General features: G+C 41.6%; 14 protein-coding genes and 1 tRNA gene. 9 read left to right on the top strand and 6 right to left on the bottom strand.

The genetic code is table 11. From position 1 onward, the window contains the following. The first annotated feature begins 7 nt into the window (after window positions 1-7). From BHV72_RS14835 to BHV72_RS14845, 3 genes are all read left to right on the top strand, one after another. Window positions 8-1663 carry an AMP-binding protein gene (locus tag BHV72_RS14835; RefSeq protein WP_005682190.1) on the top strand — a complete coding sequence of 552 codons (1656 nt, stop codon included), beginning with the start codon at window positions 8-10 and terminating at the stop codon, window positions 1661-1663. A 220-nt stretch (window positions 1664-1883) separates the two neighbouring features. Further along, the gene (locus BHV72_RS14840; protein ID WP_005679046.1) at window positions 1884-2084 is read left to right on the top strand and encodes a DUF2007-related protein; all 201 of its coding nucleotides are present in this window, start codon (window positions 1884-1886) and stop codon (window positions 2082-2084) included. 736 nt (window positions 2085-2820) lie between these two features. Beyond that, a complete protein-coding gene (locus tag BHV72_RS14845) occupies window positions 2821-4986 on the top strand; it encodes a polysaccharide lyase 8 family protein (RefSeq protein WP_149921936.1) in 2166 nt (721 codons plus the stop codon). A 231-nt stretch (window positions 4987-5217) separates the two neighbouring features. Here the strand turns inward: BHV72_RS14845 and BHV72_RS14850 are convergent. The 6 genes from BHV72_RS14850 to prmC all read right to left on the bottom strand — a co-directional run bounded on the left by BHV72_RS14850 (window position 5218) and on the right by prmC (window position 9329). Continuing rightward, window positions 5218-5301, bottom strand: a tRNA-Leu gene (locus BHV72_RS14850). 137 nt (window positions 5302-5438) lie between these two features. Continuing rightward, complete coding sequence (argH, locus tag BHV72_RS14855; RefSeq protein WP_022041685.1) at window positions 5439-6779, bottom strand: argininosuccinate lyase; 1341 nt, start codon at window positions 6777-6779, stop codon at window positions 5439-5441. Between the two features lie 11 nt (window positions 6780-6790). Further along, window positions 6791-7201, bottom strand: a complete 411-nt coding sequence (locus BHV72_RS14860) for an SRPBCC family protein (RefSeq protein ID WP_005679016.1) — start codon at window positions 7199-7201, stop codon at window positions 6791-6793. A 94-nt stretch (window positions 7202-7295) separates the two neighbouring features. Beyond that, a complete protein-coding gene (gene pyrE, locus BHV72_RS14865; RefSeq protein WP_005679014.1) occupies window positions 7296-7934 on the bottom strand; it encodes an orotate phosphoribosyltransferase in 639 nt (212 codons plus the stop codon). A 79-nt stretch (window positions 7935-8013) separates the two neighbouring features. Then, on the bottom strand, window positions 8014-8496 hold the full coding sequence (locus BHV72_RS14870; protein WP_022041686.1) for a regulatory protein RecX: 483 nt from the start codon (window positions 8494-8496) through the stop codon (window positions 8014-8016). Continuing rightward, window positions 8493-9329: a peptide chain release factor N(5)-glutamine methyltransferase gene (gene prmC, locus BHV72_RS14875; protein ID WP_005679010.1), complete on the bottom strand. Its 837-nt coding sequence runs from the start codon at window positions 9327-9329 to the stop codon at window positions 8493-8495. The genes BHV72_RS14870 and prmC overlap by 4 nt, the downstream gene beginning before the upstream one ends. A 54-nt stretch (window positions 9330-9383) precedes the next feature. Between prmC and ribD the strand changes: the two genes are divergently transcribed. The 6 genes from ribD to BHV72_RS14905 all read left to right on the top strand — a co-directional run bounded on the left by ribD (window position 9384) and on the right by BHV72_RS14905 (window position 16617). Next, window positions 9384-10430, top strand: coding sequence for a bifunctional diaminohydroxyphosphoribosylaminopyrimidine deaminase/5-amino-6-(5-phosphoribosylamino)uracil reductase RibD (ribD, locus tag BHV72_RS14880; RefSeq protein WP_005679009.1), 1047 nt, complete (start codon window positions 9384-9386; stop codon window positions 10428-10430). Window positions 10431-10563: 133 nt separating this feature from the next. Continuing rightward, window positions 10564-12057: a BamI family beta-barrel-assembly machinery protein gene (gene bamI / locus BHV72_RS14885; protein WP_122295436.1), complete on the top strand. Its 1494-nt coding sequence runs from the start codon at window positions 10564-10566 to the stop codon at window positions 12055-12057. Between the two features lie 26 nt (window positions 12058-12083). Continuing rightward, on the top strand, window positions 12084-12818 hold the full coding sequence (locus BHV72_RS14890; RefSeq protein ID WP_005679007.1) for an isoprenyl transferase: 735 nt from the start codon (window positions 12084-12086) through the stop codon (window positions 12816-12818). 30 nt (window positions 12819-12848) lie between these two features. Then, window positions 12849-15503 carry a BamA/OMP85 family outer membrane protein gene (locus BHV72_RS14895; protein WP_005679006.1) on the top strand — a complete coding sequence of 885 codons (2655 nt, stop codon included), beginning with the start codon at window positions 12849-12851 and terminating at the stop codon, window positions 15501-15503. 26 nt (window positions 15504-15529) lie between these two features. Next, a complete protein-coding gene (locus tag BHV72_RS14900; RefSeq protein ID WP_005679005.1) occupies window positions 15530-16045 on the top strand; it encodes an OmpH/Skp family outer membrane protein in 516 nt (171 codons plus the stop codon). A 56-nt stretch (window positions 16046-16101) separates the two neighbouring features. After that, entirely contained in the window at window positions 16102-16617 is a 516-nt protein-coding gene (locus tag BHV72_RS14905) for an OmpH/Skp family outer membrane protein (protein ID WP_005682196.1), read from the top strand. The last annotated feature ends 95 nt before the right edge of the window (window positions 16618-16712 follow it).

Consider the following 16712-nt stretch of genomic DNA (forward strand, 5'->3'; position numbering starts at 1 on the left):
TAACATCATGGTAGAAAGATTTTTATCACAGACCTCCTTTACCTCACAAGAGGATTTCATCAAGAACCTGAAAATAAACGTCCCGGAAAACTTCAACTTCGGTTATGACGTAGTAGATGCCTGGGCTGCCGAACAGCCCGACAAGAACGCTTTACTGTGGACAAATGACAAAGGTGAAAGCCGTCAGTTCTCATTTGCCGACATGAAACGTTACACAGACATGACGGCTTCCTATTTCCAAAGTCTGGGCATCGGCCGTGGCGACATGGTTATGCTGATCCTGAAACGCCGCTACGAGTTCTGGTATAGCACAATCGCCCTTCACAAACTGGGAGCAACCGTCATTCCGGCCACTCATCTGCTGACTAAAAAAGATATCATCTACCGTTGCAACGCTGCTGACATCAAGATGATCGTAGCTGCCGGCGAAGGAATCATCCTGCAACATATCAAGGACGCCCTGCCCGAGTGCCCTACCGTAGAAAAGCTGGTCAGCGTCGGTCCCGAGATTCCGGAAGGATTCGAAGACTTCCACGCAGGGATTGAGAGCGCCGCCCCGTTTGTACGGCCCCGCCATGCAAACACCAACGATGATATCTCATTAATGTATTTCACTTCCGGCACCACCGGCGAACCTAAAATGGTGGCACATGACTTTACCTATCCACTGGGCCATATCGTTACCGGCAGCTTCTGGCATAATCTGGACGAAAACAGCCTTCACCTTACTATCGCCGATACAGGCTGGGGCAAGGCCGTGTGGGGAAAGCTCTACGGACAATGGATTGCCGGAGCAAACATCTTTGTCTATGACCACGAGAAGTTCACTCCGGGAGACATTCTGGAAAAGATACAGAATTATCATGTAACTTCCCTCTGTGCACCTCCCACTATCTTCCGCTTCCTGATTCACGAAGACCTGACGAAGTTCGATCTGTCTTCACTCAAATACTGCACCATTGCCGGAGAAGCATTGAATCCCGCTGTATTCGATACATTCAAGAAGTTGACAGGCATCAAACTCATGGAAGGTTTCGGTCAGACCGAAACCACTCTTACCATTGCCACTATGCCTTGGATGCAACCCAAACCGGGTAGCATGGGATTGCCCAATCCCCAATATGATGTGGACTTGATTGACCATGAAGGCCGTTCCGTAGAAGCCGGAGAGCAGGGACAAATCGTAATCCGTACCAGCAAAGGTAAGCCGCTCGGTCTTTTCAAAGAGTATTACCGGGATGCGGAACGTACCCATGAAGCTTGGCACGATGGAATTTACTATACCGGAGACGTTGCCTGGAAAGATGAAGACGGTTATCTCTGGTTTGTAGGTCGTGCCGACGACGTTATCAAGAGTTCCGGCTACCGCATCGGCCCGTTCGAAGTGGAAAGTGCCTTGATGACACATCCCGCAGTTGTAGAATGTGCCATTACCGGAGTGCCCGACGAGATTCGCGGACAAGTGGTGAAAGCAACGATTGTATTGTCTAAAGAATATAAGAACCGCGCGGGAGAAGAATTAATCAAAGAATTGCAGAATCACGTGAAGAAAGTGACTGCGCCCTATAAATATCCGCGTGTAATCGAGTTCGTAGAAGAACTTCCGAAAACAATCAGCGGTAAGATTCGTCGTGTAGAAATCCGCGAGAACGATCAGAAGTAAATAAAAAACGACCATTTCATCGATAAAATCCTCCTTTAGCTGCTTCCCAACAGCCTAAAGGAGGATTTCTTTTCATGCACAATGCTACAAATTGGTCAACTTATGCAAATTCTGGTTCAATGAATCATTTGTATACTATATCTGAATCAAAATTACACGTCTAAGTCGTTTTTGTCTCTTATCTTTGCCACAGTAAAAATAAAAACACACTATAAAGATTATGATTACAAGTAGAAAGATTTCTCAAGTCAATGTTTTTGCTGGTAGTCCTTGGGAAGTAGCCAGCGTAAAGAATCTGCTGAAAGCAGCATATATTGAGGTTTCAATGAAAGAGAATGGGCGGAACGGTTTCCTCTTATCTGTCCCTTGCGAATATTATACGGCAGCAATGCGTGTGATTGGCAATAGAAAGATTTCATAGGTTTTAGGTTAATATATTCAGGATTGAGTGCCGATTGTAATGGGGGTTGCAATCGGCTTGTTTTATTATCAGCCTACTGCTTTACCACCCACTCTCCCCTATGTCTTTTCCGTTCAGCTATACTTGCCTTTCGGCTTAGGCCCCCATTAAACATCCGTCATACAGTAGGTATTCATCTGTTATCCGGTAATGATTGTTCGCAAAAGCCGCCGTTATAATTAACTCGCCACAGCCGTGGAGAGTATTCGCCACGGCCGTGGAAGGATCTCTCCACAGCTGTGAGAAGAACTCGTCACAGCCGTGGCGAATTAGTAATACCGGTATCCTGACAGAATAATACCGGTATCTCACACACAACTATACCGGCTTCCCTTTTTATAAAGTCTTACTTAGCCTGCCCGTAAACAAGCAACTTCAGTCTTTATTGTGTTCAAGCTATGTAACAACTTACACCACAAACAATCCATGCATGCCCTGCTACCCGTAGCGAACACTTATAATCGCAAGAAATCAAGATAAGAAACAATGACGATTACACAAATCAGGAAGAAGGAAGATACGGTACTGTATCTGAACCGAGCAGTGTACTTCTGTCCCATTTTAGAAATAAATAAGGCACGAGGCAAAAAATACCAATAAACCGATAAAGAAAAAAATAATTGTGACCGGCCATATTACAAGATTTCCATATCTTTGCCCACTATAATTTATTACAACGTATTAAATCAATAATAACATGAAATTCAATTACCACATTATCATCCTTTTGCTTTTAATTGTCCGATTGTTCACACCAAGTACGGCAAAGGCTAGCCAAAACTACATCAACAACCTATATCCCTCCGACAATGATGAATTTGAAACTTTAATGGAGAAAATAAGGAAAGACTTTGCACAGAATCCGCTTATTGACGAGTTTCTACACAAATACGATACCGCCAAAGGCTGTTTCACCGACGTGGACTACAGCCGCCGCGACCGTACAAACTGGGAACCTCTCACTCACATAGACCGACTGTATGATTTTGCATTTGCCTACACCAACCCTCAGAATACTTACTATCAGAACGAAGATATCTATAATAAGATAGTGAAAGGGCTGGAATATTGGTATGAACGCAATCCGAACTGCAACAACTGGTGGTACAACCAGATTGCCGAACCGCAGAAAATCGGTATACTGCTTATACAGATGCGTGTCGGGAAAAAACAGATACCGGCAGAATTGGAAACTAAAACCTTGCAACGTATCCGCAAAGAAGGAGGAGACCCCGCCAAATGGACCGGTGCTAACAGAACCGACATCGCACTTCACTGGATTTACCGGTCATGTCTGGAAAAAAACGAGGCCGACCTGGAAACGGCTCTCGCAAATGCTTACAGTCCGATAGAATATACTGTAAAAGAAGGTTTCCAGCACGACAACTCTTATTTCCAACATGGCGTACAACTTTATATCGGTGGATATGGCGATGAGATCCTGAAAGGAACAACTCAGGTGGCTATGTATACCCAAGGAACAAAATATGCCTTGAGCACCGAGAAGATACAGCTGTTAAGCAAGTTCATGCGCCAAACTTATTATCAAGCCATACGCGGAAAATATATGCTTTTCGATGTACTGGGCAGAGGCATAAGCCGGAAAGATATTACCGACAAAAGCGCCACCGCCCTATTTGCCGAACGTATGGCGGTTCTCGATCCGGAACATATTGAAGAGTACAAAGCTATCATCGCACGTCTAAAAGATGAACAAGCTGCCGACTACAAACTAAAGCCTCTGCATACACATTATTTCCGAGGAGACTATACCCTGCACGTACGCCCCGGCTATACGTTCGACGTCCGTACTGTATCCACCCGCACCATGCGTTGTGAATACGGCAACGGAGAAAACCTCAAAACTTATTTCATGTCGGACGGATGTACCAATATCGTAACTCAAGGAAATGAATATACCAATATCTTCCCTGCATGGAACTGGCGCAGAATCCCCGGAACAACGGCTCCGCAACTGGACACGATCCCAATGGCCGCAAGCGACTGGCAGACTCGGGGAACTTCCACTTTTGCCGGAGGGGTGTCCGACAGTATCTACGGAGTGTCCGCCTATGCTTACATGGACAATTATGCCGGTGTGAATACCGGAGCCAAAAAAGCCTGGTTCTTTTTCGACAATGAAGTGGTGTGTTTAGGATCAGGAATCAATTCTACTTCATACGCACCTGTATACACCACAATCAACCAGTGTTTGCTTGATGACAAGAACATATTATTATCGCAGAACAAGCAGCAAACGACAATAAAGAAAGGAGAATTTTCCTACGATTCTCCCGATTGGGTATTACATAACGGAATCGGATATATCTTCCCTCAAGGCGGCAGGATATTCTTATGCAATCAGCAACAAACGGGCTCATGGTATGACATCAACCATACAGAATCGAAAGAAATGCAACAACGGGAGGTTTTCACACTCGGATTCAATCATGGAACTAACCCTCGTAACACTACTTATGCATACATCATAGCACCGGGAATAACTTCTGCCCGACAGATGAATGCATACAATAAAAAGAATGGGATTGAAATCTTGGCAAATACGGATGCCATGCAGATCGTAAGAAACAAGAAGCTGAATATCTGGCAAATGGTATTTTACCGGGAAGGAACTTTCACTCACAAAGATATTACTGTAAAAGTAGATAAGGCATGCGCATTAATGCTCAAAGATATCTATCAAAGTAGTGCAGAACTGCACATTGCTGATCCTGCACAGAGTCAGTCGTGCATCAAAGTGGATGTATACATCCCCAAAGTTTCCAAAAACACCCGTAGTATCTTATGTGATTTTGAAAAGACAGGCATCTACGCCGGTGCATCCAAGAAATACTCTCTTTAATATAATACGAGTTGAGTGCTAAAACCGGAAGATATTCAGGCCCGTCAGACAATACATTAACCGTGGCTTTCATATACACTTCCGGTTTACCTCCCGGTTTACATAAAGCTCATAAATCAAACTCAAATCCGGTTTTAGTCAGTATCAAAGACAAAATAACACCATAACTGATACATAAACAAAAAGCTCCGTAAATCAAAGATTTACAGAGCTTTTAATCAGGAATACTCGTACTCGAAGCGGGACTTGAACCCGCACAGCCGCAATGGCCAAAGGATTTTAAGTCCTTCGTGTCTACCATTCCACCATTCGAGCATCCTTTCAAGCAAGGTTATGCTCTACCAACTGAGCTATTTCCGCGTATTTTCAACGGGTGCAAAGATAAACAGTTTACTTGTTTCTGCCAAATCTTTTCGAAGGAAAGTTTAAAAAACTATCCTTCGAAATGCTGTTTATCGCCCAAGAAGTGCCTTTTCTGCTTCTTCCATCCCACAGAAATTGAAACCTTCAACGGTCTGCTGCATCAATGCGGAGATTTCGGCATTACATAAATTACCAATACTGCCTTCGTGCGTATGATGTACTTCTTTACCATGAGAGAATTTTCCGGCTTCAATATCCAGTCCCACCTTTTTATAAGCATCACGGAAAGGCATACCTTCACGAGCCAAACGATTCACTTCTTCTACACTGAAGATAAGCAGATACTTATCATCGTCAAGAATATGTTCGTTCACTTTTATCTCGTTCATTATATAGGTCGTCATCTGCAAGCAATCTTTCAATTCCTGGAAAGCAGGAATAAAGACTTCTTTTATAATCTGCAAGTCACGGAAATAGCCGGATGGCAGATTATTCGCAATCATCATGATCTGTTGAGGAAGCGATTGCAATTTATTACATTTGGCACGTGTCAATTCAAAGACATCCGGGTTCTTCTTGTGTGGCATAATACTGGACCCCGTAGTACAATCATCCGGCAACTTTACAAAACCGAAGTTCTGACTGTTGAACATACAAGCATCAAAAGCTAGTTTGGATATTGTTCCGGCAATGGTTGCCAAAGCAAAAGCCACATTACGCTCCATTTTTCCACGTCCCATTTGAGCATATACTACATTGTAGTTCAGCGAATCAAAACCGAGCAAACGAGTTGTCATCGTCCGATCCAATGGAAAAGAAGAACCATATCCGGCAGCAGAGCCCAGCGGATTACGATTGCACATCTTAAAGGCAGCCTGCAAGAATAACATATCATCTACCAAGCTCTCGGCATATGCACCGAACCACAGTCCGAAAGAGGACGGCATAGCAATCTGTAAATGTGTATATCCCGGCATCAGTATATCCTTATATCGCTCACTCTGGTTAACCAGCACATGGAAAAGTTGCTCTACCGCCTCAGCGATTTCTTTAATTTGGGTACGGGTAAAGAGTTTCAAATCCAGCAACACTTGGTCATTGCGTGAACGCCCGCTATGTATCTTCTTTCCTATGTCACCCAAACGCCGGGTCAACATCAGTTCCACCTGTGAATGTACGTCTTCCACTCCTTCTTCTATCACAAATTCACCTTTTTCGGCCGAAGCATATATATTCCTCAACTCTGCCAACAATTGCACGAGTTCCTCCTTTGTCAACAAACCGATACTTTCGAGCATTGTGATATGAGCCATAGAACCGATCACATCATGTTTAGCCAGATAAAGGTCCATTTCGCGGTCACGACCTACAGTGAAACGTTCGATATCTTTATTCACCTGTACGGATTTCTCCCAAAGTTTCTGTGCCATAAAAACAAGTATTAGTAATTAATAACAGCCAGCATTTCAACCATTTTCTCCAACCCCTCCTGAAGCGGTTTCTGTACCATCGCTTTCATAAACGGATTAATATCTATTTCGATAGTCACTTTCACATTACATTCCTCCTCAGCAGTTTCAACCAGTTGAATCCACATATTAAAAGGAAGCGGTGAATTGGTAGTTGCCAGTTTAATGGATTTACAAGGATCACGTTCTACAATTTGCAGCGTCAACTGCCCTACGGGAGAGACTGTAAAACTCAACGTATCCGAATCAAAACTTAAATCTTCCACTTTATCCTGTGGCAAACGGTCTTTGATAGCTTCCAGATTGCTTAAATCCGAAAGCTTATTATATACACGTTCCTGACTATAAGGTATTACCTTGACACTACTCTCAAAATTTGCCATAAATATCTGTTAGTATAAAATAAAAAAAGAACGACCCGAACAGTTACTGTCCGAATGGTTCTTTCTTTTAAATATTTGAATTAACAATAAAATCTTACTTTCCAGCATCCCAATGCGCGGGGTCCTTACGCCATTCATTCAATGTTTGTATGTCTTCTTTTTCGATATAACCTGTACGAAGTGCCACATCAAGCACCGCTTCATAATTGGTTAATGTCACCAAAGACACTTTCGCATTTTTGAATGCCTCTTCGGCAACCGGGAATCCATAAGTAAAGGCTGCAACCATACCGATTACTTCGCAACCATCGCGACGGATTGCCTCTACTGCCTTCAAACTACTACCACCTGTAGAAATTAAATCTTCAACCACTACAACTTTCATACCCGGACGAAGTTCACCTTCAATCAAGTTTTCCAATCCGTGGTCTTTCGGGGTAGAACGAACATACACGAACGGCAGATTTAATGCATCAGCTACTAAAGCTCCCTGCGGAATAGCACCTGTAGCTACACCGGCAATCGCATCCACCTGTCCGAATCGTTCCAATATCAGACGTGTAATTTCAATCTTCACAAAATTACGAAGAGAAGGATAGGACAGAGTTTTACGGTTATCACAGTAAAAGGGGGATTTCCATCCAGAAGCCCATGTGAAAGGGTTAGCGGGCTGAAGTTTAATAGCTTTAATCTTCAACAGTTTCTCCGCAAATAGTCTCTCTAAGTTTTTCATAACTAAACTAACTATTAATTATTTGCCGCAAAAGTACAGAAATTGAACGAGAATAAAAAGAAGAATCCGTTATATTTTTTTAGTCGACCAATTCCTCTTCTTCAGGAACATCGATACAACGCTTGATATCTTTTAGTTCAAATCCACGACTCATCGCAAACCTCATTAACTTTCCATTCAATTCATAGTCATCACTGGCATGAATACTTTTCCGCTTTGAAGCTAACAAGTCGCGCAGAACGGAGAGGTATTCTTCTTCATCAATCTCATTCAGATAACGCCATGCCACGTCAGAAGGAATCTTTTTCATATAAAGTCCTTGGGCGATTTTCATCTTTCCCCACTTGGAAAAACGGAACTTATCATTCACAAAAGCACGACAGAAGCGTTCATCATCAATAAACTTTTCCGTCTCCAGTTGGTCTAGAATGCGCGCAATGGTTTCATAGGCAATTCCCCAACGTTGTAATTTCTCATTTATCTCTGCCCGACAATGCTCGGCAGTAGAGCAATAAGAGGCTACGCGATTCAAAGCCTCTTCATCAGTTAATTGTGCACTCATCGGTTAGCTGTAACTATTCTATCTTTTCCAAATATGTCTTTAATAACACGAACATCACGATATTGGTTCATTTCAAGTATGTGTGCTGTTTCCCGGCCATAAGCCTGGTTGATTTCAAAATAAAGCTTGCCACCCGGCAAAAGTAAGTCGCACCCCAGACGGGCAATCCGACGATAGAACCGCAAAGGATCATCATCGGGGACAAACAGGGCAAGTCCCGGTTCCCAATCAAGTACATTGGCTTCCATATCCTGCTTCTCCGCCTCAGTTATATAAGGTGGATTGCTGACAATAACGTCATAACAAGAAGTCGCGCCGAGTTCATCAGACAGCACATCTCTCCGTCGAAACATAACCCGGGCGTCCAACTCTTTATTATTTTCACTAGCTATGGCTAACGCCTCTTCCGAAACATCCCAAGCCTCTACTTCTGCATCCGGAAGGTTCTGATCCAAAGAGATTGCGATACATCCGCTTCCCGTACCTATATCTAATAGGTGACGGGCACCCGGATTCTCCTTCACTATCAATTCTACCAGCTCTGCCGTTTCCGGACGAGGAATCAAGACACCGGGAGCAACTTTAAATTTCCTTCCGCAAAATTCAGCAAAGCCGCGAATGTACTGTATCGGCTCATTTTTCTGCAAACGGAATATAATGTTTTCTAATTCACGCTGTTTGCATTCGGATAAAATTATATCTTTGCCCATGTAAATATCAAGCGCATCTAAACCTAACATGTCGCAACAGATCAACATCGAAAGAGCTTTTACCTCTTCCGGAGGATAAATATCCTGTAATGACTGACGGATGTAAGTAGTGATACGATTCATATTTTCACAATTTCGGAGTGCAAAAGTAAGAATAATATAGCGAAGAGCACCAAAATGGAAGAAGAAAAATACATGAGACGTTGCATTGAGCTGGCAAAAAATGGTCTATGTAACGCCGCCCCCAACCCAATGGTAGGGGCTGTCATTGTATGCGACGGACGTATTATCGGCGAAGGTTATCACATTCGTTGTGGAGAAGCGCACGCAGAAGTTAATGCGATTCGTTCCGTCAAAGACGAATCATTATTAAAACGTTCTACTATTTATGTCAGTCTGGAGCCATGTTCCCATTACGGAAAAACGCCACCTTGCGCTGACTTGATTATAGAGAAACAGATTCCACGTATTGTTATCGGTTGCCAGGACCCGTTTTCACAAGTTGCAGGAAGGGGTATCCAAAAACTAAAAGATGCAGGACGGGAAGTAATTGTAGGCGTATTAGAAAGTGAATGCAGACAGTTGATTCGTCGTTTCATCACTTTCAACACGCTTCATCGGCCTTATATTACTCTTAAATGGGCGGAATCTGCCGATCATTTTATTGACTTGGAACGAACGGACGGGCAACCTGTTGTACTCTCCTCTCCTCTGACTTCAATGCTCGTACATAAAAGAAGAGCAGAATCTGTTGCTATCATGGTAGGCAGGCGAACAGCATTACTAGACAATCCTTCTCTGACCGTACGTAACTGGTATGGACGAAATCCGATACGTGTCGTATTAGACCGTACGTTGTCTCTTCCTAATGATTTGCAGCTATTTGACGGCAATGTGCCAACATTAGTCTTTACAGCAAACAAACATCCGGAAGCAAAGAATATCACATATATCACAATCGACTTTAATCACAACCTATTCACTCAGATAATGGAAGAACTCTATCAACGAAAAATACAATCATTACTGGTGGAAGGAGGCAGCCAACTTCTTCAGTCATTTATAGCCAATGAGTTATGGGATGAAATATATATCGAGAAGTGCCCCAACAAGCTATATTCCGGTGTTAAAGCACCTGAAATATGCGATAAATTTAGTTATTCGACAGAAGAACACTTCGGAAGACAGTTTTGGCATTACATTCATCAAGATAAGCTAAAATAGTCCTATTCAGGGAGTTTTACGTCGATAAAATCGACGTTATTATCTATAATTTTATATAAAACTTGCTGGGAATGTTCTTTATCGGAAAAAATGTTTCTATTTTTGCAACTTGTAAATAAACACAATCTTTCAAATGAGAATAAAGTTTTTATCATTTATTGCGAGTTTTTTCATGGTGTCATTCGTTATAACGTCATGTCTTGACGATGATAACAACATCGAATATAGTCCGGACGCGACTATACATGCGTTTGAACTTGATACAACAGGCCTTGGGAAGTATAAATTCACTATTGACCAATTGAAAAGTGAAATCTATAATGAAGATTCACTTCCTGTTCATGCTGATACCATTATTGATAAAATTCTAATAACTAAATTGACTACAGCGTCCGGTGTCGTGACAATGAAAGACCAAAGCGGCAAGGATTCTATCATTAACATCGCAGATTCTATTGATCTCAGAAAGCCTATCAAACTTAAAGTATGGTCAACAGAAGCATTGGCCGGCACTTCTCCTGATCAAACAAGAGAATACACGATTAGTGTACGAGTACATAAGCATGATCCGGATTCATTGAGGTGGAATTATGTTGCTAATATTAGTAATTCTGAGTCCATTAAAGAACAAAAAACAGTCATTTTAGGAGAGAACATTCTTACTTATTCTGTAGTGGATAATGTCCTCAAAGTATATATTGCACAAAAAGGAAACGCAATGTCATGGGTCTCAAACTCTTTGGAAGAGAATCCATTTAAGAATAGTCTTCCTTCTTCAATATTGTCATACAACAATAAATTATATGCAACAACAGCCGATAATAATGACGGTAACGTGTATGAATCTACCAATGGTATAAAATGGGAGACTTCAGGCTTATTTGAAAATGAACATGTAAATCTACTCCTAGCTCCTTTAAGTAATAAAATAACATACATCAAGACAATAAATGAAACAAAAGTTTTTGCTTCTACTAATGAAATAACTTCCAACGCAAAAACAGACCAAGAACTTCAAGTTGTACCAGATGACTTCCCTATTGGAAACATATCTTATACAACTTATACTACAGCAACTGGTCTTGAAGGAATTATGCTCATCGGAGAACATGCTAAACAGCCAATAGCCGGAGATATTGAAGCTATCGTTCCATGGGGATATATGGGCAGTATATGGGTTTCATTCCCACCAAATAACGAAGAGACAAGCTGCCCGGTACTACAAACCCCTACCATTATGTATTATAACAACCAGTTCTATATCTTTGGAGAGAAATTTGAATCATTCTATACCTCAGAAGCAGGTCTTGCATGGAAAAAAGCAAATAAAAAGTTCTCTTTCCCTTATCAGGACTGGAGCGAAGCTGATTTTAAGCCAAGTAAAGAGCAACCGGAATTCAGAGGTAGAGAAACCTATTCCTCTGTATTAGACGACAAGAATGACTATATATATATTTTATTTAGCGGAGGAACTGCTAGTTTTGAGGAAGAAGTGGAAGATGAGGAAGATGAGGAAAAAAGTAGTAAAGCTACTAAAACACATACCTACACTTATGAATCTGAAGTATGGCGCGGTCGTTTGAACCAGCTATGGTTTGACAAGGATCCGCTAAATGCCGGTAAATAATAAACGTATACGTTTAAAATAAGAAGATGTCCTATATAGAGCAAATAGACAAAACTCGGATCCCCCAACACGTAGCTATTATTATGGATGGCAACGGACGGTGGGCTAAGCAACGGGGAAAAGAACGTACTTACGGTCACCACGCAGGCGCGGAAACAGTGCAGAAAATCACAGAAGACGCTGCACGGTTGGGAATTAAGTATCTGACTTTATACACCTTCTCAACCGAGAACTGGAATCGACCACAGAAAGAAGTGTCGGCTCTGATGAATCTATTGTTAGATTCTATTGAAGAGGAGACATTGATGAAGAATAATCTCCGCTTTCAAGTCATCGGTGATTTCATGAAATTACCTGCTGATGTGCAAGCTAGTCTGAAAGCATGCATAGAACATACAGTTCATAATACAGGTATGTGTCTGGTGTTAGCTCTTAGTTATTCTTCCCGTTGGGAGATAACTGAAGCAGCCCGACAAATAGCAGCACAAGTTAAAGCAGGAGAAATATCTCCTGAACAAATAACAGATGAGTACATATCCTCTCACCTATCAACAAACTTCATGCCTGATCCGGATCTGTTGATCCGCACGGGGGGAGAAATCCGGTTAAGCAACTATATGTTATGGCAATGTGCTTATTCGGAACTTTATTTTTGTGATACCTTTTGGCCGGATTTTGACAACGAAGAACTCTATAAAGCTATCTGCGAATATCAACAAAGAGAACGCAGGTTCGGCAAAACCAGTGAACAAATCAGCTAACATTATTCGAAACATCAAATTATAACATAAATGCATTATCGTATTTCCTTTATATTCGTAACGTTTATCTGTCTGTTCTGTTTTGTAACAACAGGCATTGCGCAAGAAGCCAACACTGATGAAGACTCGAAACCTGTCATCTTATACTCCGGTACACCGAAACAGTATGAGATAGCGGATATCAAAGTCGAAGGCGTGAAGAATTATGAAGACTATGTATTGATTGGAATATCCGGATTATCGGTAGGACAAACAATTACTGTGCCGGGTGATGAAATCACTGGAGCAATCAAACGCTACTGGCGTCATGGTTTATTCTCCAACGTACAAATTACAGCCGAAAAAATAGAGGGTAACAAGATCTGGTTAAAAATCAGTCTAACGCAGCGTCCCCGTATCTCTGAGGTACGTTATCACGGCGTTAAGAAGTCGGAACGCACCGATTTGGAAGGTAAGCTGGGAATGGTAAAAGGTATGCAGATCACTCCGAATACCGTAGACCGCGCAAAGACACTTATCAAACGATATTTTGATGACAAAGGATTTAAAAATGCCGAAGTGATCATTTCACAAAAAGATGATCCATCCAGCGAGAACCAGGTTCTTGTAGATATCGATATCGACAAGAAGGAAAAAGTAAAAGTTCACGAGATACAAATCGTTGGAAATACAGCTATCAAAGCTTCCAAGTTGAAACGAGTAATGAAGAAAACCAATGAAAAAGGTAAACTTCGTAACTTGTTCCGTACTAAAAAATTCGTACCGGAAAACTATGAAGCGGATAAACAGCTTATCATCGACAAATATAATGAATTAGGCTACCGTGATGCAATGATTGTAAAGGACAGCATATCACAGTATGACGAAAAAACAGTTAACGTCTTTCTGGATATAGATGAAGGTCAGAAATATTATCTCCGTAACGTTGCATGGGTAGGTAATACGCTCTATCCGTCGGAACAATTAAACTACCTGCTTCGCATGAAGAAGGGTGACGTTTACAACCAAAAGTTACTGAACGAGCGTATTTCCACAGACGATGACGCTATCGGCAACTTATACTATAACAACGGTTACCTATTCTATAATCTCGATCCGGTCGAGGTAAATATTGTAGGTGACTCTATCGACCTCGAAATGAGAATCTATGAAGGCCGCCAGGCTACTATTAATAAAATCAATATTAGTGGTAACGACCGTTTGTATGAAAACGTAGTCCGTCGTGAGCTTCGTATCCGTCCGGGACAATTGTTCAGCAAAGAAGACTTGATGCGTTCTTTACGTGAGATTCAGCAAATGGGACACTTTGACCCGGAAAAATTGCAACCGGATATCCAACCGGATCCTATGAACGGAACCGTTGACATAGGTTTGCCTTTGACTTCTAAAGCCAATGACCAGGTAGAATTCTCTGCCGGTTGGGGACAGACTGGTATCATTGGTAAACTGAGTTTGAAGTTCACCAACTTCTCCATAGCCAATCTGCTGCATCCGGGGGAAAATTATCGCGGTATCCTGCCACAGGGTGACGGACAGACATTGACTATCAGCGGACAGACAAATGCTAAGTATTATCAATCGTATAGTATTTCATTCTTCGATCCTTGGTTTGGTGGTAAACGTCCGAACTCATTCTCCGTATCCGCCTTCTTCTCTGTACAAACGGATATCAGTAGCCGTTACTACAATTCCAGCTACTTTAACAACTACTACAACAGTATGTATAGCGGTTATGGTGGTTATGGCATGTACAATTATGGCAACTACAATAACTACGAGAACTACTATGACCCGGACAAGTCTATCAAAATGTGGGGACTTTCCGTTGGTTGGGGTAAACGTCTTAAATGGCCCGATGACTACTTCACCCTTTCTGCAGAGTTGGCTTATCAACGCTACAACCTGAAAGACTGGCAGTACTTCCCGGTAACTAACGGTAAGTGTAATGATTTGAGCATTTCATTGACGTTGGCACGTAACTCTATTGACAACCCGATCTTCCCGCGCTCCGGTTCGGATTTCTCATTATCAGTACAGTTCACTCCGCCGTATTCAGCTTTCGATGGCAAGGATTATAAAGGTTACTACTCTAACCCTAAAACAGGTAGTATCACCCAAGACAATATGAACAAACTTCATAAATGGGTAGAATACCACAAATGGAAATTTAAAGGTAAAACATATACCCCGTTAATGGACCCTATTGCTCATCCGAAGTGTCTGGTATTGATGACACGTACAGAATTCGGTTTGTTGGGTCATTACAATGAATACAAGAAATCACCATTCGGTACATTTGATGTCGGTGGTGATGGTATGACCGGTTACTCAAGCTACGCAACAGAAAGTATCGCATTGCGTGGTTATGAAAATAGCTCATTGACACCATACGGTTCCGAAGGTTATGCTTACACACGTCTCGGAATTGAATTAAGATATCCGTTAATGCTGGAAACAAGTACCAACATTTATGTGTTAGGTTTCTTGGAAGCTGGTAACGCTTGGAATGATATCAAGAAATTCAATCCGTTCGATTTGAAACGTTCTGCCGGAGTTGGTGTGCGTATCTTCCTGCCGATGATTGGTATGATGGGTATTGACTGGGGTTACGGTTTCGACAAGGTATTTGGTTCTAAACAATATGGAGGAAGCCAATTCCACTTTATCTTAGGACAAGAATTCTAAAATGTATCACCAAAAAACTAAACGTCATGAGAAAGTCTGTTCTATTTATCACTCTGCTGTTTGCCATTAGTATGGCAGCTAACGCACAGAAATTTGCATTGATCGATACGGAATATATTATGAAGAATATTCCGGCTGCTCAAAGCGCTAATGAACAAATGCAAGAAGCTACGAAGAAATATCAGGCTGAAGTAGAAGTCTTGGCAAAAGAGGCACAGAAAATGTTTCAGGACTACCAAGCGAAATCGTCAACTCTTTCTGCTGCACAAAAAACAAAGAAAGAGGATGAAATCGTAGCCAAAGAGAAGGCTGCCGCTGAACTAAAACGTACTTATTTTGGTCCGGAGGGTGAATTGGCAAAGATGAGAAACAAGCTGATTACTCCGATTCAAGATGAAATTTATGAAGCAGTAAAGGCTGTATCTCAACAACATGGATACGACATGGTAGTCGATAGAGCCTCTGCCGCAGGCATAATTTTTGCAAATCCGCGCATTGATATCAGCGATGAAATATTAAGAAGATTAGGATATTCAAATTAATTTCATACATTTGCAACTGGAAATAACTAAAAATCATTCAAATAAATTATAGAACTATGCTAAAAAAAATCGCACTTGTAATGTTGCTTGCACTCCCAATGGGTGTATTTGCACAGAACTTAAAATTCGGTCATATTAACGCACAGGAAATTATCACTGTGATGCCGGAATTCACAAAGGCTCAAAATGACATTCAGAATTTAGAAAAACAACTTACTGCTGAACTTCAAAGAACCCAAGAAGAATTCAACAAGAAATATCAGGAATTCCAGCAAGCTATCGCTAAGGATTCTCTTCCGGCTAATATCGCTGAAAGAAGACAGAAAGAGTTGCAGGATATGATGCAAAGACAAGAACAGTTCCAGCAAGATGCTCAGCAACAAATGGCAAAGGCACAAAATGATGCAATGGCTCCTATTTACAAAAAATTAGATGACGCTATCAAGGCAGTTGGTGCCGCTGAAGGAGTAATTTACATCTTCGACCTTGCAAGAACTCCAATACCTTATGTTAATGAGACATTAAGCATCAACCTGACTAACAAGGTAAAAGCTAATCTCGGTATTAAATAAGCAATAAGAGTAAGAAATTCTAAAAGGGAAAGGGAAAAGAAGCACAGACTTCTTTCTCTTTCCCTTTTTTTCATGTACATTTGCGTATATAAATT

Origin of the sequence: Bacteroides sp. 43_46 (genome assembly GCF_001915455.1) — a bacterium.
Lineage (GTDB): Bacteria > Bacteroidota > Bacteroidia > Bacteroidales > Bacteroidaceae > Bacteroides > Bacteroides caccae.

What these genes read in the sequence shown, in the direction of transcription:
- BHV72_RS14835 (WP_005682190.1), top strand. Translation starts at nt 8, where the DNA reads ATGGTAGAAAGATTTTTATCACAGACCTCCTTTACCTCACAAGAGGAT.
- BHV72_RS14840 (WP_005679046.1), top strand. Translation starts at nt 1,884, where the DNA reads ATGATTACAAGTAGAAAGATTTCTCAAGTCAATGTTTTTGCTGGTAGT.
- BHV72_RS14845 (WP_149921936.1), top strand. Translation starts at nt 2,821, where the DNA reads ATGAAATTCAATTACCACATTATCATCCTTTTGCTTTTAATTGTCCGA.
- argH (WP_022041685.1), bottom strand. Translation starts at nt 6,779, where the DNA reads ATGGCACAGAAACTTTGGGAGAAATCCGTACAGGTGAATAAAGATATC.
- BHV72_RS14860 (WP_005679016.1), bottom strand. Translation starts at nt 7,201, where the DNA reads ATGGCAAATTTTGAGAGTAGTGTCAAGGTAATACCTTATAGTCAGGAA.
- pyrE (WP_005679014.1), bottom strand. Translation starts at nt 7,934, where the DNA reads ATGAAAAACTTAGAGAGACTATTTGCGGAGAAACTGTTGAAGATTAAA.
- BHV72_RS14870 (WP_022041686.1), bottom strand. Translation starts at nt 8,496, where the DNA reads ATGAGTGCACAATTAACTGATGAAGAGGCTTTGAATCGCGTAGCCTCT.
- prmC (WP_005679010.1), bottom strand. Translation starts at nt 9,329, where the DNA reads ATGAATCGTATCACTACTTACATCCGTCAGTCATTACAGGATATTTAT.
- ribD (WP_005679009.1), top strand. Translation starts at nt 9,384, where the DNA reads ATGGAAGAAGAAAAATACATGAGACGTTGCATTGAGCTGGCAAAAAAT.
- bamI (WP_122295436.1), top strand. Translation starts at nt 10,564, where the DNA reads ATGAGAATAAAGTTTTTATCATTTATTGCGAGTTTTTTCATGGTGTCA.
- BHV72_RS14890 (WP_005679007.1), top strand. Translation starts at nt 12,084, where the DNA reads ATGTCCTATATAGAGCAAATAGACAAAACTCGGATCCCCCAACACGTA.
- BHV72_RS14895 (WP_005679006.1), top strand. Translation starts at nt 12,849, where the DNA reads ATGCATTATCGTATTTCCTTTATATTCGTAACGTTTATCTGTCTGTTC.
- BHV72_RS14900 (WP_005679005.1), top strand. Translation starts at nt 15,530, where the DNA reads ATGAGAAAGTCTGTTCTATTTATCACTCTGCTGTTTGCCATTAGTATG.
- BHV72_RS14905 (WP_005682196.1), top strand. Translation starts at nt 16,102, where the DNA reads ATGCTAAAAAAAATCGCACTTGTAATGTTGCTTGCACTCCCAATGGGT.